Genomic DNA, 21,688 nt, shown 5'->3' with positions numbered 1-21,688 from the left:
TCAGCGGATGGCCGGATGGCAAGTGCCGACGGCAATCGAGCCCGCCGGCAGGCCTGTCGTCAGTCGGCAGGGCTTACTGCGACTTGCGTACACGCAGGTACCATTCGGACAACAGGCGCACCTGCTTCTCGGTGTAGCCGCGATCCACCATGCGCGCCACGAAGTCCTCGTGCTTGCGCTGATCAGATGCCGAGGCCTTGGCATTGAAGGAGATGACCGGCAGCAGCTCTTCGGTATTGGCGAACATCTTCTTCTCGATCACCGCACGCAGCTTTTCATAGGACTGCCAGCTCGGGTTGGTACCGTTGTTCTGCGCCCGTGCGCGCAGCACGAAGTTGACCACCTCGTGACGGAAATCCTTCGGGTTGGAGATGCCCGCGGGCTTCTCGATCTTCTCCAGTTCCTCGTTGAGTGACTGACGGTCCAGCAGTTCGCCGGTCTCGGGATCGCGATACTCCTGCTCCTGGATCCAGAAGTCGGCATAGGTCACATAGCGATCGAAGATGTTCTGCCCATACTCGGAATAGGACTCGAGATAGGCGGTCTGGATCTCCTTGCCGATGAAATCGACGTAGCGGGGTGCCAGGTATTCCTTGATATAGCGCAGGTAGCGCTCATGGGTTTCCTTGGGCAGCTGTTCCTGATCGAGGCGCTGCTCCAGCACGTAGAGCAGATGGACCGGATTGGCCGCGACCTCACTGGCATCGAAGTTGAAGACCTTGGAGAGAATCTTGAAGGCAAAGCGCGTCGAGAGCCCGTCCATCCCCTCGTCAACACCGGCGCTGTCGCGGTATTCCTGGATCGATTTGGCGCGCGGATCGGTATCCTTGAGGTTCTCGCCGTCATAGATGCGCATCTTCGAGTAGACGCTGGAATTCTCCGGCTCACGCAGACGTGACAGCACGATGAACTGGGACAGCATGCGCAGCGTATCCGGGGCACAGGGCGCCTGATTCAGCGACGAATGCTCCAGCAGCTTGGCGTAGATCTTGACCTCCTCGGAGGCACGCAGGCAGTAAGGCACCTTGACGATATAGACGCGATCAAGGAAGGCCTCGTTGTTGCGGTTGTTGCGAAATGCCTGCCACTCGCTCTCGTTGGAGTGCGCCAGCACCACGCCATCGAAGGGAATCGCGCCCATGCCTTCCGTCGGGTTGTAATTGCCCTCCTGGGTCGCGGTCAGCAGCGGGTGCAGCACCTTGATCGGCGCCTTGAACATCTCGACGAATTCCATCAGCCCCTGGTTGGCCTTGCACAGCCCGCCGGAGAAGCTGTAGGCATCCGGATCGTCCTGGGCATAGAGCTCCAGCTGACGGATATCGACCTTGCCGACCAGCGCAGAGATGTCCTGGTTGTTGTCATCGCCCGGCTCTGTCTTGGAGATACCGATCTGATTGAGGCGTGAGGGATAGAGCTTGACCACGCGGAACTTGCTGATATCTCCGCCATATTCCTTGAGCCGCTTGGCAGCCCACGGCGACATGGCACTGCGCATGCAGCGCCGAGGAATGCCGTACTCCTTCTCGATCAGCTCACCATCTTCCTCCGGCGAGAACAGCCCCAGCGGAGACTCGAATACCGGCGAGCCCTTGATGGCATAGAAGGGGATCTGCTCCATCAGCAGCTTGAGGCGCTCCGCCAGAGACGACTTGCCGCCGCCCACCGGGCCGAGCAGATACAGGATCTGCTTGCGCTCCTCCAGCCCCTGCGCCGCGTGCCGGAAGTAGGAAACGATCTGCTCGATAGCCTCTTCCATGCCATAGAACTCGGCAAAGCTTGGATAACGGCGGATCAGCTTGTTGGAAAAGATACGGGAAAGACTGGGGTCCTTGGCGGTATCGATGACCTCCGGTTCACCGATGGCCGCCAGCATGCGCTCGGCAGCGCTGGCGTAGGCAGTAGCGTCCTGCCGGCACAACTCCAGGTACTCCTGGAGACTCATCTCTTCTTGCTGAATCCGCTCATAGCGGCTCTGCACGTGATCGAAGATGCTCATGGAAGCCTCCTTGTCGCGACATCAGTCGCTGGGACCATCGCCGGGCCCACTCAGGTAAGACCGCAAGATTCGCTCGTCCGCTCAGCCTGGATAGCGTACGCAGGACGGCTGCCTCGGCGTGTTTATCAGCATAGGTCGATATAGGGTGCAGGTGTCCAATACAGTGAGTGAATGCATTCAACGAACTTTCCGCCGGCGGAGCCAGTTCTGCCAAGCACCGCAGCATCTACGGCAGCCAGTGGGTCAGCAGACACTACGTTCGCGCCTCAATGCCCCTGACAACGCGTTGAAGAAAGCTTTGAAAGACGCGAAAACTCGACCAATGCTTCTGCTGTCGCGGGTGATTCACTCATGTCATGTTGCACCGCAGCACACCCTGAGCATAGGAACAGACTGACGGTTGACGCCAGTCACTCGCACGCCCAGACGACACTGCATACCAGCCAGTCGAGCAAGAATGATCGCGTCCACACCTCTCACCCGACCACCCCCGCCGCTCTTCACACAGCCTCCTGCTTCGCCACAAAGACCATGAAGACAAAGACTGGCGACGAAGTGGCTACCAACCTGATCAGACTATTGCCTCAGTCACACATGACGTTGACCAGACCGGACAACAGGCTATAAAAAAATCCCCATCGCCGGGGCGATGGGGATTTCGAGGGAGGCGCTCACGCCTTGGGGACCGCCTGAATCGAGAGACTCACAGCACGTCGCGAATATCCTTGAGCAAGGCGTCGAGCAACTCGGTGGTGGTGTTCCAGGAGCAGACGAAGCGCGCGCCGCCCGCACCGATGAAGGTATAGAAGGTCCAGCCACGCTCACGCAGCGCCGCCAGCACATGCTCGGGGAAGCTGGCGAACACGCTGTTGGCCTCGCTGGGGAACAGCAGCTCGATGCCCTCCAGCGCCTCGAGTCGCTCGGCCAGATACTGCGCCATGCCGTTTGCATGACGGGCGTTGTTCAGCCAGACATCATTTTCCAGCAGCCCCATCCAGGGCGCCGCGATGAAGCGCATCTTGGAGGCCAGCTGACCGGCCTGCTTGCAGCGATAATCAAAATCGCGTGCCAGCTTGCGATCGAAGAAGATCACCGCCTCTCCCATGGCCAGACCATTCTTGGTGCCGGAGAAGCACAGCACGTCCACGCCCGCCTTCCAGGTCAGCTCAGCGGGCGAGACACTCAGCGCGGCGCAGGCATTGGCGAAACGGGCACCATCCATATGGATCTGGAGGTCATGACGGTCTGCCACTTCACGAATTGCCTGCAGCTCTTCCAGGCTGTAGACGGTGCCGACCTCGGTGCACTGGGTCAGGGAGATCACCCGCGGACGCGGATAGTGGATATCGCTGCGCTTGGTGACCAGCTGCTCGATGCCTTCCGGCGTCAGCTTGCCGTTGGGGCCCGGCGCGTTGAGCAACTTGGACCCGTTGGAGAAGAACTCCGGCCCGCCGCATTCATCGGTCTCGATATGGGCCAGTTCGTGGCAGATGACACTGTGGTAGGACTGGCACAGATGGGCCAGCGACAGGGAGTTGGCGGCGGTGCCATTGAAGACGAAGAACACCTCGCACTCGGTCTCGAACAGCTGACGGAAGCTGTCGGTGACCTGCTGCGTCCAGCGGTCATTGCCGTAGGCGAGATCGTCATCACGATTGGCCTGCATCATGTACGCCATCGCCTCGGGACAGATACCGGACGTGTTGTCACTGGCCAGAAAGCGTGAAGTGCACGCTTCATCGGCAGCAGAGGTCGCAGCGGGGGTCGGGGCAATGGCGTCAGTCGTCATGGGAATTTCCAGAGCGGGACAGGGGATCACCCTGTCCGGTGAAACAGACACGGCTCCCGGATGGCAGGAGCCGCTGCAGAAACTCCATCATAACAGCGCTGCACGCCGCCGCCAGTGGCAGGTGAATGCTGCACGCAAGCCACCGGATGGCGCCTAGCGAGAGGAGACGAGCCAGATGACACTCGCCTCGCCAGCACCCTCAGATGGCCTGCAACGCCGGATAACCTCGCCGCCCCTGCAAGCCGCCGCTGTGCAGCACGCGAATGCGCGTACCGCGTGCGATCAGACCATTGACCAGATGGTGCGCCAGCGCCGCAAACAGCTTGGCGGTGTAGACCGGCTCCACCGCAACGCCTGTCTCGGCCTCGAAGCGCTGAATGAACTGGATCAACCAGTCAGGTGCCTTGGCAAAGCCGCCGGCCTGCGCTCCCAGCCACAAGCCCCACTCCGGCGTCTTCTGCTGGCTGCCGCCACTCTCCGCCAGCAGGCGACGCACACGATGATAGAGCTGATCGCCATGATTCATGGTCGGCACCCCGATGACCCGCAGCCCATCGCGCTCACCCAGCGCACTCAGCACCCCCGCGAGCGTCGTGCCGCTGCCACAGGCCAGCAGCACCAGCTGCGGCGCAGACTCGCCCGGCACCGGCTCGGCCAACGCCTGGGCCAACGGTGCCAGCCCGGCGACACCCTCCGCGCAACCGCCACCCTCGGGAATCCATACTCCCTCGCCATGGCGCCTGGCAAAATCAGGCTGGTCGCGCTGCCGGTACTCTGCTCGCGAGACGAAACTCAAGCGCATGCCATTGTCACGTGCATCGGCGAGCGTGGGCGTCAGCGGCGCTTCGGGGTGCCCGCGCACCAGGCCATGCGTCTCGATGCCCAATCTGGCACCCGCCGCCGCCAATGCATGCAGATGGTTCGACCACCCCCCTCCACAGCTGATGATACCCCGCTTCTCGCTCAACGCCCTGGCCAGCGGCAGACGCAACTTCCAGGCCTTGTTGCCGGAAATCTCGCTATCCAGCGTGTCGGCGCGCAGGCACTCGACGATCACACCGGCCTCATCGGCCAGCGGCCACGCCAGGCGCTCGACCGCTGGCGGCGTGAACAGATCCAGCAGGCTGTCCAGCGTCTCGGCTACCGGCGGGGAGGCGGCCTGCGATGATGAAGCCCGAGCGCCCTCCCTCTTCGGCGGCAAAGGACTGTCCTCGGTGTCCGGCATCAGAGCCTCAACGGTGGCATGGCGTGAGGCGGCGGCGTGCGGTGACATGAGCAGATCCCATCGTGGCGGCAAGGCAGAAATCAGAGCGCATCGAGCCGCTGGCGCGGCGCCCGAGGCAAACTCTGAAGACGACAAAGCCACCACGGAGGCACATGCAACAAAGGCACGGCGTCCGCGGTGGCTTCCATCAGTCTAGGCAGTGGTCAGGCTCAGCTCAACGCTGAATATCCCCATGCGTGATCGCGGTCAACTCAAAGGGCAGCGGCCGCCATGGTGCCCTGCGCGATCGCACGCTTGGCATCCAGCTCTGCCGCCTTGTCGGCGCCACCGACGATATGCAGCTCCACCCCCGCCGCCTCCAGAGGCGCCTTGAGCTCCAGCACCGAATCCTGCCCGGCGCACAGCACGATGCTGTCCAGCGCCAGATGCTGCTCTTCGCCATTGAGGCTGACGGTCAGGCCTTCGCTGTCGATCGAGCGATACTCACAGCCGGCGACCATCTTGACGTCACGCTGCTTGAGGGTCGCGCGATGCACCCAGCCAGTGGTCTTGCCCAGCCCCTTGCCGGGCTTGGAGGTCTTGCGCTGCAGCAGCCACACCTCACGTGGCGCCTGCGGTATCACGGGCGCCTTGAGGCCGCCAGGCGTGCTGACCGAGAGATCTACCCCCCACTCCTCGCACCACAGCTCACCATCCAGCGAGGGCGACGGCTCGACGTGGGTCATCAGCTCCGCGACATCGAAGCCGATCCCGCCAGCCCCGATCAACGCCACGCGACGCCCGACCCGCTCCGGTGCGCTGATCGCCTCGGCATAGCTGAGCACCTGACCCCGCTCGATACCGGCTTCGACACCCTCGATATCCGGCGTCCGCGCCTTCACGCCCGAGGCCAGAATCACGGCATCGAATTCCGCCAGTATCTCGGCGGTGGCGCGGGTATTGAGACGCACCTCGACCCCACAACGCACCAGCTTCTCGTTGAAGTAACGCAGTGTCTCGTCGAACTCTTCCTTGCCGGGGATGCGGCGTGCGAAATTGAACTGGCCCCCCACCTCGGACTGCGCCTCGAACAGCACCACCTCGTGGCCACGCTCTGCCGCCGTCACGGCGGCAGACAAGCCGGCAGGCCCTGCGCCTACCACTGCCACACGGCGCTCATGTCGCGCGGGCTCGATCACCATCTCGGTTTCATGACAGGCGCGCGGATTGACCAGGCAAGAGGTCAGCTTCATCTGGAAGGTGTGATCGAGACACGCCTGGTTGCAGGCGATGCAGGTATTGATGATGGCAGCATCGTCCGCCTTGGCCTTGCTGACCCATTGCGGATCCGCCAGGAACGGTCGCGCCATCGACACCATGTCGGCATGGCCCTCGGCCAGCACCGACTCGGCAACCTCAGGCATGTTGATGCGATTGGTGGTGATCAGCGGCAGGCTGAGCTCCTGCTTCATGCGCTGGGTCAGCCCGGTGAAGACAGCGCGCGGCACGCTGGTGACGATGGTCGGCACACGCGCCTCATGCCAGCCGATGCCGGTATTGATCAGGCTCGCCCCCGCCGCCTCGATGGCCTTGCCGAGCGCAACCACTTCATCCCAGGTGCTGCCCTCGTCGACCAGATCCAGCATCGAGAGGCGATAGATGATCAGGAAGTCCTCACCCAGCGCGGCACGGATACCGGCGACGATCTCCACCGCCAGGCGGATGCGATTCTCGAAGCTGCCACCGTACTCATCCTCGCGCTGATTGGTGCGCCGACAGATGAACTGGTTGATGAAATAGCCTTCTGAGCCCATCACCTCGACGCCGTCATAGCCGGCCTCGCGTGCCAGGCTGGCACAGCGCACGTAGTCGGCGATCTGCTCCTTGACCTCCGAGGTGCTCAGCGCGCGTGGCGTGAAGGGGTTGATCGGCGCCTGAATCGCCGAGGGCGCGACCTGATCCGGTGAGTAGGCATAACGCCCCGCATGAAGGATCTGCAGACAGATGCGCCCATCCTCGGCGTGCACCGCCTCGGTGACCTCGCGATGGTGCTCCGCCTCCTCCGGGGTGGTCAGCTTCGCGGCCCCCTGCATGACAGCCCCTTCCGCGTTCGGCGCGATACCGCCCGTGACGATCAGCGCCACACCATGGCGTGCACGCTCACGATAGAACGCCGCCAGGCGCGCGAAGCCATTGAGAGTCTCCTCAAGCCCCGTGTGCATGGAGCCCATCAGCACACGGTTCTTGAGCGTGATATGGCCCAACGTCAGCGGACGGAAGATATTCGGATAGGCAGTCATTGCGGTCTCTCCTTGGCTGTCTCGAGCACCTCGGACAATCATTGTTGTATCGCGCCGCCGCCATTCTCATCAGCAACACTCATGAGTCATGGCCATCAGCAGTAACAGGTCGTCAGGACATCCACGACTGAGGTCAGATGGCAAACGGTCGTATGAAACGAGTGATCCCAGTGTAGAGCATCGCGCCCCGGGCTCAATACTCCCAAAGGCCACATCGCGAATGAGACCAGAGATGACAGCAGCGAGGGGAAAACCGTGCAGGATACCCATCAACGGGGGGAGGGGAGCGTCGCGATGTCCACCGAGAAGGCCGACAAGCCGGGAACAGGGCCAGGTCGAGACGTAGAGAGGCAAGAACGGGAGACAAGCGAGGCTGGATCAGTACTGAAGACTTTTCGACAGCCAGAAACGCAAAAACCCGAGCTCGAAAGCTCGGGTTTCACGAATTCTTGTAGATCGAATGGCGGACCGGACGGGACTCGAACCCGCGACCTCCGGCGTGACAGGCCGGCATTCTAACCAACTGAACTACCGGTCCGCATTGGTGGGTGATACTGGATTCGAACCAGTGACCCCAAGCATGTGAAGCTTGTGCTCTAACCAACTGAGCTAATCACCCAACACAAACGATCTTTGCTGCAAGCAGCGGTGATATCTCGCGATTCTGATGGCGGACCGGACGGGACTCGAACCCGCGACCTCCGGCGTGACAGGCCGGCATTCTAACCAACTGAACTACCGGTCCACTTCAGAACAACTCAACATCGGGCGCATGACAAACGAGAATGGCGGACCGGACGGGACTCGAACCCGCGACCTCCGGCGTGACAGGCCGGCATTCTAACCAACTGAACTACCGGTCCACGACAAACGCTTGCTTCTGCTAACGAACCAGGCCATTTAATCAAGTAACGCTTTGAAAAGCAATGACTTTTTTCAAATGGTGGGTGGTACTGGGTTCGAACCAGTGACCCCCAGCTTGTAAGGCTGGTGCTCTACCAACTGAGCTAACCACCCCTGTCTCGTTGGCGCTGCATTCTACGGAATCCGGCCCATGAGTCAATACTTTTTTTACGCGCAATTTCAGCAATCGCCCGCGACAGAGTATTGATAAGACAGGACTTTCCCGCTGCATCTTGCCTGCAGGCCAGTAAACATCAGCGTTGCGTCATCATTCTGACATGCCGCTGTCGCCATCGAAGGCCTGGGTAATGCCCCTCGAATAATGATGATTCACTGCCGCTTTCCACCCAATGCCGGGTGATGGGCCAAGGCCTGCGCCGCACGCGAAATCAGTCCTTCACGAGTCTCGCCACTCACTTTTCGTGGTTTGAAATCATGTTCGCCATCATTCAGCCAATGCAAGGTGAGGCTTTCCGGCAACGGATATGCCGTCACTTCCTCTCGAGTGCCGAAGGGATCGCGGCTGCCCTGACAGATCACACCCGCCATCGGGATAGCCGGCAGATGGTCGATGCGCAACTTGTCGGGCTTGCCCGTGGGATGGAAGGGATAGCCCAGCGCGTACCACCCGACCGGCAACGGCGCATGCGCCGCCTGGGCCAATTCCACCAGCAGATGAGAGGCCACACGACTGCCCATCGACTTGCCGCCAACCAGCCAGGGCAGCGTCCGCAAGCAGTCGAAGTCTGCCACACACGCCATCAGCGCCTGACACCAGCGCGCCATCTCCTCGATCAGCCCGGGCAGCCGGGGTGGCGGTCTGCGGCGACGCTCGCAGCGCATCCTGACGAGATAGCTGAAATCGAATGCCAGCCATGCCATGTCATGCGCCAGGCAGGCAGCAGCGAACCGTTGATGGAAGTCGGTCTCACGCCCGGCACCGGCACCATGGGCATGCAACAGCAGGGCACGCTCAGGACGCCCATGGATCTCGAGAGGCCCAAGCTCCGCCAACCAGCCTCGCCACGGCCCTCGCGCTGTCAGCGCGTCGTGGGACATGGTCTGGCGAGCAGCAAGCTCCAAGGCGACGTCGGCCAGGCTGGCGACACGAAAGCCTTCCTCGGCGTAGGGGCTGGGGACCTCAGCCGTATTGGACGCATTGGCATCTTCGTCCGATGATGAAGTGACGGCGGGCAAGCGAAATTCTCCTGTTGATCTCGTACGGCTCGCGCCAGACAACGCTGGAACCGATGAGGGGTAAACGCTGCATTCCAGCGCGAGGGATGGCCTGTCAGTCGGCCATGGTCGCGCGTGATATCGGTCAGCGCCAGCCCTGCCGCCCTGAACAGTGGCGTCGGTGATATGGCTGCTCCCGCAGCGCCGCTTCCAGCACCGTCGCCACCAGCACTGCGCTTTCGCCCACTGCCGACGAGGTCGTGATATGCGTACAGCTCTTGAGGCTTCGGCCTGCCAACCCCGCGTGAACCATCATCATCACGTAAGCCATGATTTCGCTCGCATGGCCGTCATCTGGGGCCTGCTCAGCCTCTGTCTGGCCGTATGGCTCAACCTCATCTGGCTATGGCCCTCGCTGGGGCCGGAAGTGGCCTGGCTGAGCTACGGCCGCCTCGCCCCCTTGCAGCACCACCTGCTGCTCTACGGTCTGGGCGGCTCGGCAGTGATCGCCGGTGGTTACTCCATCGCCATGCACAGCGTCCTGCAACGCGAATCACGCACGGACGCCGAGACGGCGATACCGGATATCGCACTGCCCCCTTTCACGCTCAAGCTGATGCATTTCACCTTCCTCGGCTGGCAGGCCGTGGTCGCGCTCGGCGCACTGGCGATTGTCGCAGGCTACTCCTCGGGCCAGTACATGGCCGAAGCCCCCTGGCTCGTCGATCTACTGATGACCCTCGTCTGGCTGGCCGTGGCGTGGGTCTTCTTCACGGTACTGGAACAGCGCACGCTGCGCCGCCTGCCGGTGGCCTGCTGGTACTTCATCGCCGGCCTGATGCTGGTGTTGATGCAGCATGTGCTGATCTCGCTCAGCGTGCCGATCGGCCTGCTTGAATCGATACCGCTCTTCACGGGCAGCCTCGAGGCACTGATTCAGCGCTGGCAGGCCGGGCCACTCCCCGGCGGCATGTTCGCATTCGGCCTCATTGCCTTGCTCCATCACATGGTGATGAGCCGCTCGCGGCGGCCGCTCCACTCGCATCGGCTGGCGACCACCAGCTTCTGGATGCTGGTGCTGCTGGTGACATGGGGAGGTGCTCCGCTGCTGTTCGCGAGCGCCCTGCCAGCCTGGAGTCAGACGCTGGGCATGGCGATGGGCCTCCTGCTGCTGGCACCGGGGCTGGCACTCAGCCTCAATGGCCTGATGACACTCAAGGAGGATTGGCACTCATTGCGCCGGGATCCGCTGATCTGCCTGCTGGCGGCAGCTCTGGTCAGCTTCGCCCTTGCGGTTCTTGAATACAGCCTGCTGTCACTGCCGACCCTCAATGCCCTAGCCTTCAGTGCCACCAACAGCCTGTCGCCGGCAGCAAGCCTGGGGGTGGTCGCGACAGTCGCCATCGTGATGGCCTATCACCTGCTGCCCCCGATGCGCTCCCTCGCGCTGCTCAAGACCCATGCCCTGCTGGCCATCATCGGCACCCTGCTGTGCATTGCCGCCAGCTGGGCCACCACGCTGCTTCAAGGCAGCATGTGGCATGTGCTGGCAGATGACGGCAGACCGCTATACACCCTGAGCGAGGTGCTGGAAGCGGCCCGCATGCCGATGATGATCTCGCTGGGCGGGCTCGCCTGCTGTGCGCTCGGCATGCTGCTGATGCTCCTCAATGTGATGCGCACCCTGGCTGTCCACAAGAGCGAACGGCAAGCCGCTCATGAGCGCCAGCTCCCGAAGTCCGGCTCGCGGAAGACATCATCACAGCCTGCCATACACCCTGCATTACCCTCTGCCACGCCCCCTGCCACATCCTCGGGAGGGCACTACGCATGAGACATGTCCTGCTCGAACGACACGCCGGCCTGATGACGGCACTATGCCTGCTCACCATGAGCCTCGGCGCCCTCGCCCAGCTGGTGCCGCTTGGAGCTCACCCCAGTCTCGCCAGCGCGCCCGAAGACCTCAAACCGCTGAGCGCCCTGGCGCTGGAGGGTCAGCGCATCTATCAACGCGAGGGCTGTCAGCAGTGCCACACACGCATGGTGCGCTATCTACCGGGCGACACGGCGCGCCACGGCGATGCGACGACCACCCGGGCACGCTTCTACGACCGCCCTTCGCTGTGGGGCGTCGAGCGCTGGGGGACGGATTTGAGCCAGCTGCCTGCGCAGCATGACGATGCCTGGCAGCGCCTGCATCTGCATGACCCGCGCAGTCAGGTGCCGGGTTCGGCGATGCCTGCCTACCCGTGGCTGTTCGAGCGGGCGTTGAGCGGCGAAGGTATCGCGGCACGCATGCGAGCCCTGCAAGGCCTGGGCGTACCCTACGCGGAAGACGAGATTCTCGCCGCCCCCAATGACGTGCGTGGCACTGCCGAAATCACGGCTCTGCTCGCCTACCTGCAGCAGGCCGCCCCTGCGAGCGACACCGCCAGCCGTAGCCCATGACAGCCCCCCTCAGGAGACACGACATGAATCTGCTGGAGACAACTGGCCTCCCCCTGTTCTGGAATCTCTGGGTGCTGGCCCTCACGCTGGGCAGCCTGGTGTTGTTCGCCATGCTGGCGCTGGGCAGTCTTTCGCGCGCTGACAGCGACGAGCGCGAAGGCGATGGCCCCATGCAGGAACATCGCATCAACGGCATACGTCAGCCTGACACACCAGCGCCACGTGCCTGGGGCATTCTGGCACTGGCGACGCTGGCCGCCGCGCTGATCCTGCTGCTCGGCGCAGCTGGCTGAGCCCAGATGGCCAGCGACGGATGACCAGCGACTGATGCCTGAGTGCTGGTCACTGCATACTGACTCGCGCCTTCGGCTGAGGCAGGTCGTCGCGGTATGGTCACGCGGGGTCAACCAGGCCTAAAGTTCACACACCTTGCAACGCCCATGGGTTGGGCAGGATAATGAATTAACAAAATCTAATATTATGGCGTCACGGAATGCGCTGCCTCGGCCGATGAGCGCTCAGACTCTGTCCGCTCGATACACTGCGGCTCAGCAGTGCAGCGGCGGGCGACAAGGCCCCGCCCCACCGTTCGTTGCGCCCGAAAGACCCCTCCCGCTGCCCTACCCCAGGGGTAGCGGTGACATTCCTCAGGAGAGTCACCATGACGGCCAATGCACAGGCATCACACCGCTTGCGCGCCCATGAAGCCCGCTGCCAGACATGTTCGCTGAGTTCACTGTGCCTGCCACTGGCACTGAACATGGAAGATATCGACCAGTTTGACGCCATCATCCGCCGTCGCGCGCCACTCAGAAAAGGGGAAGTCCTCTTCACCCAGGGCGATGCCTTCGATTGCGTCTTCACGGTGCGCTCCGGAAGCCTCAAGCAGATCACCAATGAAAACAGCGGTACGGAGCAGCTGACCGGCTTCTACCTGCCCAGCGAGCTGGCCGGACTCGATGCCATCGACAGCAATTGCTATCCCGGCACCGCGGTGGCGCTGGAGACCACCACCGTCTGCGAGATTCCCTTCGACCGACTCAATGCGCTCTCGGAGCAGATGCCTGAGCTGAGAACCCAGCTGTTCAAGAGCCTGAGCAAGGAATTGCACGAAGATCGCCGCATGATGATGCTGCTGTCACGCAAGACAGCCGATGAGCGGCTGGCGAGCTTCCTGGTCAACCTGTCACAGCGCTTCCGTCGCCGAGGCTATTCGCCATACAGCTTCCGCCTCTCGATGGCACGCGCCGATATCGGCAACTATCTGGGACTGGCCGTCGAAACCATCAGCCGCATCCTGACCCGCTTCCAGACCCAGGGGCTGGTCGACATTCGTGCCCGCGAGGTGCATATCCTGCATCTGGATGGCCTGATCGAGCTGGCCGAGGGCGAGTGTCAGGGCGGTCGCTGATGACGCCTGCTGACAGCACATCACGCGGTGCGACACTGCGCTGATCTACCGCAGGACGCCATGTCGGTCCCACACAAGGCAGAAGCCCGCCACGCAATGGGCGTGGCGGGCTTCTGCTTTCTGACAGGCCAGTCGTCAGTCATCGAAACAGTTCGACAACCCAGACAGCCCTGACGACAGAGCGTGTCTCGGCCGCTCAAGCCCCGCTGGCAATCAGCGGTTCTCGAGGCGGTTATAGTCCAGCAGGCCCGCTTCGACAGGGCGATCAGCATAGTTGACGCGCAGCACGCTGTCGGAGAACTGCCAGAAGCGCGGATCAGTCCGGCGCACTCCGATATCGGCCTGCAGGGCGCGGTAGTCCTCTTCGGTCTCGAGTGCCGCCACCCGCTCTGCCAGCCCCGTCAGAGTGTCAGGCGTCAATCGCCAGAAGGCATTCGGGTAATCGCCCGCCACGCCCCGCAAGACATCGAGAGTGTCTTCCTCAGGACGGCGGTTTTCCTCCTCATCGAACAGACTGGTGATGTTGGCGTGGGCGGAATTGCGCAGCACGCTGTAAAGGCGTGGCGAGTCATCAGTGCCATCCTCCAGCGCGACGATCGTCACCTCCGGCATCAGGCTGGCCGAGACTCCCTGCACCGCAGCGAGGGCCTGCAGCTCATGTCGCACATGCTCATCCTCGACATTGCTCAGACTGCGCTCATGCCCGAGTTCCGGCGCGAGGCGCTCCTGCATGCGCCGCATCAGGCCAAGGCGGGCCTGGTCCGGCGACGAGAGCTCCTGCGGTGTCCAGACAATGTCACTGGGCGCATCGAACTGCGGCGGTTTCTTGAACAGCAGCCCCCCAAGCCCCGGGCTCACGTCGCGATACCAGCTATCATGCACCGCCTGGCGCTCGCCCGCCGGCAACAGCACCAACAGGTTGTTCTCGCCCTCCATGCGCAGGAAGTCCATGTACAGGCGAGTGACCAGCTGATGCCCGAGATTGCCGTAGACATCGAAGCCGGCGACCAGCAGGTAGTGGATACGCTCCAGCATCGGGTAATCGATGATCCAGCCCGTCTTGGGTACGCCACCGACCAGCCCCTTCATTACCGCCGCATTGTCGAAGTGACGATAGATGGTCAGGGCCGCGTTGGGGTTGCGCCCCTGCCCGGGGCCGTCGGCCCAGCCGCTGCCGTCCCACATCACTCGCGTATCCAGGCGCAGGTCACCATCGCGATAGGCCTGGGACATCAGACGCTGTTTGGCCTTGAGATAGGCGGTCTGCTTGCTCTCGAACTTGACCCAGGAGCTGATAGGCAACGCGTTGCTGCTTTGCTCGGCGGGCAAACTGAGGTTCTTTCCTTCCTCGGCCAGGGTGCGCTCCACTTCCGGGTGACTGAACATCTTCGGATCAGTGAAACCGACCCAGAAGTGATCATTGATCACATCCACCGCGACCTGCCCGCGACAGACCGGCCCCTTGATGAAGCCCATGATGGTGTTCTGCGACTCATCCAGCATGAAGCGATAGCGTGACTCGGCCGGAATGGCCTCGAAGGTCAGGAAAGGATTCGAGGCCGTCTTGAGGTCGTAATCCGGCAGGTCATTCACGGGGTAATCCGGCGTCAGGAACAGCGCCTGCCAACGTTTGAAGCGAGCATCATTGAGTGCATAGGGCAGATGATTCTTGGCCAGGATCGTCGCGCGCTCCTGCCACAGACGGTAATAGACCCGCGGCCGCCCGGCGTCATCGTGGGGCATGCTCGCGCGTTCATCGCCGGTATAGGAGGCGTAGGGTGGGTCGTAGGGACGGCGCGTGGAGATGCGCTTGATCGGCTCGCCCGGCGGGGTGCTGGAACGCACCAGCTTGAAGAAGATCGGCCGTCCATCCGCGCCCTTGATGCCCGGGAAATACACATGGCTCAGGAAGAGATGCTCGTAGATATAGCGATTCATCAGGCGCTGCTTGAGGCTGTCGCCATTGAAGAAGCGCTCGGCCTGCTCGATGTGCGGCAACAGCGCCTGGGGCAGCGGCGCCGGCCCCGTCATCGCACCACCCTTGGCCAGCCAGTTCACCAGCGTGCGGTGCTCTTCATCACTGACCTGTGGCAGGGCGTAGGGCATACCCCAGTCAGGGTGGTCTTCGGCGAACTTGTCGTAGCCCTCGACGGGGGCACACACCTGACTGCGATTGAGCGACAGGTCGAAACGGTCTTCCGGCAGCCGGCCATCTTCCGTCACCGGCAGCGGCGCCTTGCGCTTCTGGCTGAGCGCACGGAACAGCACACTGCCCTCCAGATTGGCAGCCGGAGAGTCGAAGCGCTCATTGAGCACCGGCGAGAAGTCCATGCTGCGCCACTGCTCAGTGGTGTCCGCGTCCTCGAACATGCGCGTCAGATTGGCCGCCAGCAAGCGCGTGCCATCGTAGACCGGCTCCGGATTCATGCCGCGATCGATCCCGGCGGCCGATGACATCTTGAGCTGACAGGGAGCGTCGTAGCAGCCATGACAGACCACGCAGCGCGTCTCAATCACCGGCTTTACCTCATCCTCCCACTGACGCCCGGCAAGGCTGTCGTGAGACACCACCCGCTCACGCGGTGACGCGGGGCCGAAACGCTCATCGAGCTGATGAATCGCGACGGCACTGCAGCCCCCCAACAATAGAACGAGCACGATGCTCCAGCGCCAGCGCGGTATGCGCCACAGGCGTCGAAGTAGGTCCGGCATGGGGAACTCCAGCAAGAGGAAGGGATATCGGCAATCGGGCAGATGATGGCGAAAGCGTACCATAAGCATGCTCACTAATTCGGCAAGACTGCCTTTCCAAGCATAGTGAACAATGATGCCAGATTTTTTTGGCGCTACCGCATCCAACTTTATTTTGACGGCGTATGACGTCATGACCCGCCTGAACGAGCTGTCTGACGCAGCGGGTGCCACGATGTTCCTGATCCATAATTCAAAAAATACGGGCCCTGCCCGATAGGAAGCCATCATGACCATGAAGAAGACCGTTACTGCTGCCACCTTCGCCGCCGCTGCCGCCGCGCTGTTCTCCACTGCCGCTCTGACCTCGTTGCCGGTGCACGCCGGTGACAATGCCGTGAAATGCTCCGGCATCAACTCCTGCAAGGGCACCTCCGAATGCGCGACCGCCAACAGCGCCTGCAAGGGCCACAACGCCTGCAAGGGCCAGGGCTGGTCGTACACTGCCAGCGCTGAATCCTGTGTCGGCGAAGGTGGTACTGTCGTCGAGGGTTGATCCTCAGACGCCTCTGGCGAATTACCGACGGGAGGACGGCACACCGTCCTCCCGTTCCTGATTCTGGCTCTGATTCTGTTTCTGTCTGAGAGCCTTGGCGAGTGTCTTTCAGCCCTCCTGACTCGCCATCTGCCTCGCCCTTTTCCGCGCCCTCTGCCTTCGCTCAGAAGAGGACTCACACATGACGACAGCGGTCACCACTCGCCTGCCCACACCCGCCAGCGCCGGCATCGGTCAGGGGCTGGGCCTGCGCCCCGAGTACTACCACGAGATTCTGACGACGCTGCCGGATATCGACTGGTTCGAAGCCATCAGCGAGAACTACATGGGACACGGCGCCAGCGAATCCGGCGGCATGAGGGGAGGCGGATTGAGCGCCGGTGGCAAGCCACTTCATCATCTCGAGCGAGTCCGCGAGCACTACCCCATCGCCTTGCATGGCGTCTCGCTATCCATCGGCGGCAGCCATCCTGTCGACAGCCGTTACCTGCGCGAACTGCGCGCCTTGTGCGAGCGCATCGAACCGCTGTGGGTCTCCGACCACCTGTGCTGGACGCGTACCGGCGCGCATCAGTTCCATGACCTGCTGCCGCTGCCCTACACCGATGCCACCATCGACCACCTGGCCGAGCGCATCGATCAGGTCCAGAACGCGCTCGGCCGTCAGTTATTGCTGGAAAATGTCTCCAGCTACCTGACCTGGCGCCCTGACGAGATGAGCGAGTGGGAGTTCCTGGCCGAGGTCAGCCGCCGTGCCGACTGCCTGATCCTGCTCGACCTGAACAACATCATCGTCTCGAGCCACAATCATGGCTTCGATCCGCTGACCTATCTGGACGCCATGCCGGCAGAGCGCGTCTGGCAGCACCATCTGGCCGGGCATGTCCGGCAGGAAGTCTCCGGCGGCGAGCTGTGCATCGACACCCATGACCAGCCCGTCCCGGACGCCGTATGGACACTATATGATGCCGCGCGGGAGCGCTTCGGCGATGTCGCCACCATGATCGAGCGCGACGACAACTTCCCGCCGTGGTCAGAATTGATGCAGGAGTATGCCGAGCTGCGCCGACGCAGTGGTCGTCCGCTGGCGGATGCCGCGCACACGGACCAGACGGCAGACCACGGAGGGCTGCGCGCATGACGCAAGCGAGCCCCGCAGGCGGAGCTGATCGCAGTGCCTTGGCGCAGCTGCAGGAGACCACGGGCGCCTACCTCGCGACACCTGGCCCTGGCACCCGCAACGCGGCGGCCGAGTCCGTCATCAGTGATCAGCTTGCCAGCGCCGAGGAGCGCCTCGGCATCTACGCGATGGCCTATCGGCTGCGGCTCTTCGAGGTCTTCGGCGGGGATTTCGAGGCCGTGCACACCCTGATCGGCGATGACGCCTTCGGGCTGCTGTGTCGTGACTACCTCGCGGCCCACCCGCCGAGTCATTATTCGATTCGCTGGGCAGGCCAGCATTTCCCGGCCTTCGTCGAGGCGCGCGAACCCGAGCGTTCCCTGGTGACCGAGATGGCCGCCTTCGAGTGGGCATTGGGGCTGGCGCTGGATGTGGTGGACAGCACCCCGCTGAGTGTCGAGACCCTGCAGACACTGGCCCCCGAGGAGTGGCCAGAGCTGGCCCTGGCGGCGCATCCTTCCCTCAAGCATTTCTCGTTCCACTTCGATACGCCGGCCATCTGGAAGGCCATCGACAACGATGAGCCGCCACGCGCGCCGGTCGAGTCCGACACGCCCACGCCCTGGATCGTCTGGCGCCAGCCCACCGCTGGCGCGCCCGAGGTGCACTATCGCTCTCTCGATGCACTGGAAGACCTGGCTCTCGGCGCCATCCTCGCGGCCGGAGACAAGGGCCTGAGCTTCGGCCGGCTCGGTGAGCTGCTGACGCCGCAGGTGGGGGCAGAGCAAGCCCCGGGCGTGGCGATCAACCTGCTGGTGCAGTGGCTCGCCGCCGGTCTGCTGATCAGGCCCTGACGCCAGACATCCGTGTGCCCGACGCCACGCCGGACATGACAGCCAGCGGCGAAAGCCGGACAATACACGCCGACCCTCATTGCGATGGTCGGCTTTCGTCTTCCTGCTGCCGTGATGCCCATGCCCTCTTCTCCTTATGCTCCGCACTCCGACGCGCCGACGGCGCCTCAGACACCTGCGACGATGGCGGACGCCACGCCCACGCCTCTCGAGGCCGAGTCTGCTGAGATTACCGAGCCTGTTGAGCTGACTGAACCCGCCGAGCCACTCGACATCCTGTTCCAGGATGAGGTGCTGGTGGTGGTTCACAAGCCATCGGGCTTGCTGGTACACCGCAGCCCCATCGACAAGCACGAGACCGAGTTTCTGCTTCAGCGCCTGCGCGACCAGATAGGCCAGCATGTCTTCCCCGTGCATCGCCTCGATCGCCCCACATCAGGGCTGATGGTGTTCGGCCTCTCGCCCCAGGCGGCGCGCAAGCTGAGCACCGCCTTCGAGGAGCAGCAGGTCAGCAAGCGCTATCTGGCGATAGTGCGCGGCGTCGCGCCCGAGCAACAACGCCTCGATTACGGTCTGCGCAAGGAAGATGGCAAGCTGCCCAAGGCCGAGATGCCGGAGCAGGAAGCCATCACCGACACGCGCCGCCTGGCACAAGTCGAGCTGCCCATCGCCATCGACCGCTACCCGCAGTCGCGCTTCTCGCTGGTCGAGGCCCGTCCGTTGACCGGCCGCCGCCATCAGATTCGCCGTCACCTGTCACGCCGTGGCTACCCGATCATCGGCGACGCCAAGCATGGCAAGGGCAACTACAATCGCTACTTCGCCACGACACTGGAATGCCCCCGCCTGCTGTTGGCGGCTGTCGGGCTCGAGCTTCCCCATCCCGAGGGCGGCTGGCTGAGCCTGTCATGCCCGCCAGAAGGGGCCTACGCGGCAGTGATGGAGCGCTTCGGCTGGCTGGGCCATCTGCCCGAACGCTACGCTGAACATCTGGCAGAGCGCCCGAGCAGACATTGGCTCGATGCGACCGCCGGCGACCTGGCTGACTGAGCGTGCCCCTGCCGATTGCCACCCGTTCCCCCGAGATTCGCGAGCTGCGCATGACCACCTCTTCCGACACCCCGGGCTCGACCGACATGAGCCCAGAACAGCAGAGCCCTGAAAATAAAAGCTCTGAAAACAAAAGTTCTGAAAGCCAAAGCTCTGAAGAACAGAGCCCTGACCGCAAGCCCGCAGGCGAGCCGTCGACCCACGACAGCACGCCCTCCGCCAGCGAACGGATGCTGGAAAGCTTCTTTGCGGCCGGCGCTGCCAGCCAGGCCCCTGCAGAAGACGACTACGACTTCCGCTTCGGCGGCATCCGTCGCCTCTACGGTGCCAGCGCCTTCGCCCACTTCCGCCACGCGCATGTCGCGGTGATCGGTGTCGGCGGCGTCGGCAGCTGGAGCGCCGAGGCACTGGCTCGCTCCGGCATCGGCGAGATGACGCTGATCGATCTCGATGATGTCTGCGTGTCCAACGTCAATCGTCAGCTGCATGCGCTGGATGGCCAGATCGGCCGACCCAAGGTCGAGGTGCTGGCCGAGCGCTGCCAGCTGATTGCGCCGCAGATGAAGATCCACGCCATCTCGGCCTTCGTCACGCCGGACAACCTCGCTGAGCTGATCCACGACGACCTCGATCACGTCATCGACGCCATCGACAGCGTGCCCGCCAAGACGGCGCTGATCGCCTGGTGCAAGCGGCGCAAGCTGGGCCTGACCGTGACGGGCGGCGCCGGCGGCCAGCTCGATCCGACACGCATCCAGATCGGTGATCTTGCCCGCACCGAGCAGGACCCGCTGCTGGCGCGCGTTCGCTCACTGCTGCGTCGCGACTACAATTTCAGTCGCAACCTGAAGCGCCGATTCGATGTCGAGTGCGTCTATTCCGACGAGCAGCTGACCTACCCCGGCGCCGACGGCGAGGTGTGTGCCACCAAGCCCGGCGACAGCGCCACGCGCCTGGATTGCGCTGGCGGCTTCGGTGCGGCCACCTTCGTCACCGGCAGCTTCGGCTTCACCGCCGCTGCCCGTGCGCTGGCGCGCATCGCACGCCGCGGTGCCAAGGCCACGCCTGCCGCCGATGACACCTCTGTGGCTGATGACGCCCAGGCGCCGAATGCTGCCGACTGATACGCCTGCTTCTCGCTGTTGGCTTCAATGCTTCTTGCTTCTCGCTTCTTGCTTCACCCTCAAGGAAATCGCCATGACTGACCTGCCTGCCATGCCGCCGCTGCCGGAAAATCGTCCCGTGCCGGGCCTCTACCGCCACTACAAGGGCGCGCAGTACGAAGTGATCGGCACCAGTCGCCACAGCGAGACCGAAGAACTGCTGGTGGTCTATCGTGCCTTGTATGGTGAATGCGGGCTGTGGGTGCGCCCGCTGAGCATGTTCATGGAGAACGTCGAGATCCAGGGCGAGCCGGTGCCACGCTTCGCGCTGGTCTCGGCGTGGTCCTGCTGATCCACGGGCGCACCCACATCCTGACCGTCCAGACAGGTACATGCCGCCTGTCGGTCGCGGTGCTATACTGCGCCGCTTGTTTTTCCAGACATACGCATTGAGCCGCTTGCGGGCATGATCTGCCCGCGCGGCTCGGCCACGCCCACACAGCGCATTGCCCGGCACGTCTGGCAGGCACTGTGAGCTGGTTCATACCACGTCAAGAGCGGAGGAAGCATGAGCGCACTGGTTGGTGTCATCATGGGATCAAAATCGGATTGGGCGACCATGTGCCATACGGTCGAAACCCTGGAAGCGCTGGGGATCGAACACGAAGTCAAGGTCGTCTCTGCCCATCGCACGCCCGACCTGCTGTTCGACTATGCCGATACCGCTGCCGAGCGTGGCCTTGAGGTCATCATCGCCGGTGCCGGCGGCGCGGCGCACCTGCCGGGCATGTGTGCCGCCAAGACCTGGCTGCCGGTGCTGGGCGTGCCGGTGCAGTCCAGCATGCTGTCAGGTGTCGATTCCCTGCTCTCCATCGTGCAGATGCCCGCCGGCATCCCCACCGGCACGCTGGCCATCGGGCGCGCCGGTGCCGTGAATGCCGCGCTGCTGGCCGCCAGCCAGCTGGCCAACAAGTACCCGGCCATCCGCACCGCGCTGATCAACTTCCGTGCCGAGCAGACCGACCGTGTGCTCGACAATCCGGACCCGCGCCCCGACGCGCCCAGCCTGTCCCACGGAGGCGAGTAA

General features: G+C 63.2%; 17 protein-coding genes and 5 tRNA genes. 11 read left to right on the top strand and 11 right to left on the bottom strand.

Translation table 11 applies throughout. The features are described from left to right. Positions 1 to 73: 73 nt before the first annotated feature. The 10 genes from MKZ40_RS11520 to MKZ40_RS11475 all read right to left on the bottom strand — a co-directional run bounded on the left by MKZ40_RS11520 (position 74) and on the right by MKZ40_RS11475 (position 9,389). A complete protein-coding gene (locus tag MKZ40_RS11520) occupies positions 74 to 1,996 on the bottom strand; it encodes a PrkA family serine protein kinase (RefSeq protein WP_175089999.1) in 1,923 nt (640 codons plus the stop codon). A gap of 703 nt (positions 1,997 to 2,699) precedes the next feature. Beyond that, on the bottom strand, positions 2,700 to 3,785 hold the full coding sequence (locus MKZ40_RS11515; protein WP_175090001.1) for a low specificity L-threonine aldolase: 1,086 nt from the start codon (positions 3,783 to 3,785) through the stop codon (positions 2,700 to 2,702). 199 nt (positions 3,786 to 3,984) lie between these two features. After that, positions 3,985 to 5,058 (bottom strand): pyridoxal-phosphate dependent enzyme, encoded by a 1,074-nt coding sequence (locus MKZ40_RS11510; protein ID WP_175090003.1) that lies wholly within the window; start codon positions 5,056 to 5,058, stop codon positions 3,985 to 3,987. A gap of 203 nt (positions 5,059 to 5,261) precedes the next feature. Further along, positions 5,262 to 7,289 carry an NADPH-dependent 2,4-dienoyl-CoA reductase gene (locus MKZ40_RS11505; RefSeq protein ID WP_175090005.1) on the bottom strand — a complete coding sequence of 676 codons (2,028 nt, stop codon included), beginning with the start codon at positions 7,287 to 7,289 and terminating at the stop codon, positions 5,262 to 5,264. A 461-nt stretch (positions 7,290 to 7,750) separates the two neighbouring features. Next, positions 7,751 to 7,827, bottom strand: a tRNA-Asp gene (locus MKZ40_RS11500). Positions 7,828 to 7,831: 4 nt separating this feature from the next. Continuing rightward, a tRNA-Val gene (locus MKZ40_RS11495) sits at positions 7,832 to 7,908 on the bottom strand. A gap of 49 nt (positions 7,909 to 7,957) precedes the next feature. Then, positions 7,958 to 8,034: transfer RNA gene (locus MKZ40_RS11490), tRNA-Asp, on the bottom strand. Between the two features lie 41 nt (positions 8,035 to 8,075). Beyond that, positions 8,076 to 8,152, bottom strand: a tRNA-Asp gene (locus MKZ40_RS11485). 78 nt (positions 8,153 to 8,230) lie between these two features. Then, positions 8,231 to 8,306: transfer RNA gene (locus tag MKZ40_RS11480), tRNA-Val, on the bottom strand. Between the two features lie 216 nt (positions 8,307 to 8,522). After that, positions 8,523 to 9,389: an alpha/beta family hydrolase gene (locus tag MKZ40_RS11475; RefSeq protein ID WP_254627113.1), complete on the bottom strand. Its 867-nt coding sequence runs from the start codon at positions 9,387 to 9,389 to the stop codon at positions 8,523 to 8,525. A 322-nt stretch (positions 9,390 to 9,711) separates the two neighbouring features. Between MKZ40_RS11475 and MKZ40_RS11470 the strand changes: the two genes are divergently transcribed. The 4 genes from MKZ40_RS11470 (at position 9,712) to fnr (ending at position 13,227) form a co-directional block, all read left to right on the top strand. Next, positions 9,712 to 11,202 carry a cbb3-type cytochrome c oxidase subunit I gene (locus MKZ40_RS11470; RefSeq protein ID WP_175090006.1) on the top strand — a complete coding sequence of 497 codons (1,491 nt, stop codon included), beginning with the start codon at positions 9,712 to 9,714 and terminating at the stop codon, positions 11,200 to 11,202. Further along, entirely contained in the window at positions 11,199 to 11,816 is a 618-nt protein-coding gene (locus MKZ40_RS11465; RefSeq protein ID WP_175090008.1) for a cbb3-type cytochrome c oxidase subunit II, read from the top strand. Before MKZ40_RS11470 ends, MKZ40_RS11465 begins: the two co-directional genes overlap by 4 nt. Before the next feature lie 23 nt (positions 11,817 to 11,839). Next, positions 11,840 to 12,109, top strand: a complete 270-nt coding sequence (locus MKZ40_RS11460) for a hypothetical protein (RefSeq protein WP_175090010.1) — start codon at positions 11,840 to 11,842, stop codon at positions 12,107 to 12,109. A gap of 368 nt (positions 12,110 to 12,477) precedes the next feature. Then, complete coding sequence (fnr, locus tag MKZ40_RS11455; protein ID WP_175090012.1) at positions 12,478 to 13,227, top strand: fumarate/nitrate reduction transcriptional regulator Fnr; 750 nt, start codon at positions 12,478 to 12,480, stop codon at positions 13,225 to 13,227. A 213-nt stretch (positions 13,228 to 13,440) separates the two neighbouring features. Here the strand turns inward: fnr and MKZ40_RS11450 are convergent, their stop codons facing one another. Then, the gene (locus tag MKZ40_RS11450) at positions 13,441 to 15,939 is read right to left on the bottom strand and encodes a fatty acid cis/trans isomerase (RefSeq protein WP_175090013.1); all 2,499 of its coding nucleotides are present in this window, start codon (positions 15,937 to 15,939) and stop codon (positions 13,441 to 13,443) included. A gap of 268 nt (positions 15,940 to 16,207) precedes the next feature. Between MKZ40_RS11450 and MKZ40_RS11445 the strand changes: the two genes are divergently transcribed. From MKZ40_RS11445 to purE, 7 genes are all read left to right on the top strand, one after another. Then, positions 16,208 to 16,474, top strand: coding sequence for a hypothetical protein (locus MKZ40_RS11445; protein WP_197738697.1), 267 nt, complete (start codon positions 16,208 to 16,210; stop codon positions 16,472 to 16,474). A 181-nt stretch (positions 16,475 to 16,655) separates the two neighbouring features. After that, the gene (locus MKZ40_RS11440; protein ID WP_175090015.1) at positions 16,656 to 17,615 is read left to right on the top strand and encodes a DUF692 domain-containing protein; all 960 of its coding nucleotides are present in this window, start codon (positions 16,656 to 16,658) and stop codon (positions 17,613 to 17,615) included. After that, positions 17,612 to 18,448 carry a DNA-binding domain-containing protein gene (locus MKZ40_RS11435; protein ID WP_175090017.1) on the top strand — a complete coding sequence of 279 codons (837 nt, stop codon included), beginning with the start codon at positions 17,612 to 17,614 and terminating at the stop codon, positions 18,446 to 18,448. Before MKZ40_RS11440 ends, MKZ40_RS11435 begins: the two co-directional genes overlap by 4 nt. Positions 18,449 to 18,568: 120 nt before the next feature. Continuing rightward, positions 18,569 to 19,498 (top strand): pseudouridine synthase, encoded by a 930-nt coding sequence (locus MKZ40_RS11430; protein WP_254627114.1) that lies wholly within the window; start codon positions 18,569 to 18,571, stop codon positions 19,496 to 19,498. 230 nt (positions 19,499 to 19,728) lie between these two features. Beyond that, positions 19,729 to 20,622 carry a tRNA cyclic N6-threonylcarbamoyladenosine(37) synthase TcdA gene (gene tcdA, locus MKZ40_RS11425; protein WP_175090077.1) on the top strand — a complete coding sequence of 298 codons (894 nt, stop codon included), beginning with the start codon at positions 19,729 to 19,731 and terminating at the stop codon, positions 20,620 to 20,622. Between the two features lie 73 nt (positions 20,623 to 20,695). After that, the gene (locus tag MKZ40_RS11420) at positions 20,696 to 20,953 is read left to right on the top strand and encodes a DUF1653 domain-containing protein (RefSeq protein ID WP_225996526.1); all 258 of its coding nucleotides are present in this window, start codon (positions 20,696 to 20,698) and stop codon (positions 20,951 to 20,953) included. Between the two features lie 216 nt (positions 20,954 to 21,169). Continuing rightward, the gene (purE, locus tag MKZ40_RS11415; protein WP_043333193.1) at positions 21,170 to 21,688 is read left to right on the top strand and encodes a 5-(carboxyamino)imidazole ribonucleotide mutase; all 519 of its coding nucleotides are present in this window, start codon (positions 21,170 to 21,172) and stop codon (positions 21,686 to 21,688) included.

It is taken from the genome of Cobetia sp. BMC6, from assembly GCF_029991385.1.
Classification (GTDB): domain Bacteria; phylum Pseudomonadota; class Gammaproteobacteria; order Pseudomonadales; family Halomonadaceae; genus Cobetia.
This window is presented reverse-complemented; position numbering and strand designations above follow the sequence as displayed.

Excerpts from the sequence above, each read along its gene's own strand:
- MKZ40_RS11520 (WP_175089999.1), bottom strand. The coding sequence starts at position 1,996 with ATGAGCATCTTCGATCACGTGCAGAGCCGCTATGAGCGGATTCAGCAA.
- MKZ40_RS11515 (WP_175090001.1), bottom strand. The coding sequence starts at position 3,785 with ATGACGACTGACGCCATTGCCCCGACCCCCGCTGCGACCTCTGCTGCC.
- MKZ40_RS11510 (WP_175090003.1), bottom strand. The coding sequence starts at position 5,058 with ATGTCACCGCACGCCGCCGCCTCACGCCATGCCACCGTTGAGGCTCTG.
- MKZ40_RS11505 (WP_175090005.1), bottom strand. The coding sequence starts at position 7,289 with ATGACTGCCTATCCGAATATCTTCCGTCCGCTGACGTTGGGCCATATC.
- MKZ40_RS11470 (WP_175090006.1), top strand. The coding sequence starts at position 9,712 with ATGGCCGTCATCTGGGGCCTGCTCAGCCTCTGTCTGGCCGTATGGCTC.
- MKZ40_RS11465 (WP_175090008.1), top strand. The coding sequence starts at position 11,199 with ATGAGACATGTCCTGCTCGAACGACACGCCGGCCTGATGACGGCACTA.
- MKZ40_RS11460 (WP_175090010.1), top strand. The coding sequence starts at position 11,840 with ATGAATCTGCTGGAGACAACTGGCCTCCCCCTGTTCTGGAATCTCTGG.
- fnr (WP_175090012.1), top strand. The coding sequence starts at position 12,478 with ATGACGGCCAATGCACAGGCATCACACCGCTTGCGCGCCCATGAAGCC.
- MKZ40_RS11450 (WP_175090013.1), bottom strand. The coding sequence starts at position 15,939 with ATGCCGGACCTACTTCGACGCCTGTGGCGCATACCGCGCTGGCGCTGG.
- MKZ40_RS11445 (WP_197738697.1), top strand. The coding sequence starts at position 16,208 with ATGACCATGAAGAAGACCGTTACTGCTGCCACCTTCGCCGCCGCTGCC.
- MKZ40_RS11440 (WP_175090015.1), top strand. The coding sequence starts at position 16,656 with ATGACGACAGCGGTCACCACTCGCCTGCCCACACCCGCCAGCGCCGGC.
- MKZ40_RS11435 (WP_175090017.1), top strand. The coding sequence starts at position 17,612 with ATGACGCAAGCGAGCCCCGCAGGCGGAGCTGATCGCAGTGCCTTGGCG.
- MKZ40_RS11430 (WP_254627114.1), top strand. The coding sequence starts at position 18,569 with ATGCCCTCTTCTCCTTATGCTCCGCACTCCGACGCGCCGACGGCGCCT.
- tcdA (WP_175090077.1), top strand. The coding sequence starts at position 19,729 with ATGCTGGAAAGCTTCTTTGCGGCCGGCGCTGCCAGCCAGGCCCCTGCA.
- MKZ40_RS11420 (WP_225996526.1), top strand. The coding sequence starts at position 20,696 with ATGACTGACCTGCCTGCCATGCCGCCGCTGCCGGAAAATCGTCCCGTG.
- purE (WP_043333193.1), top strand. The coding sequence starts at position 21,170 with ATGAGCGCACTGGTTGGTGTCATCATGGGATCAAAATCGGATTGGGCG.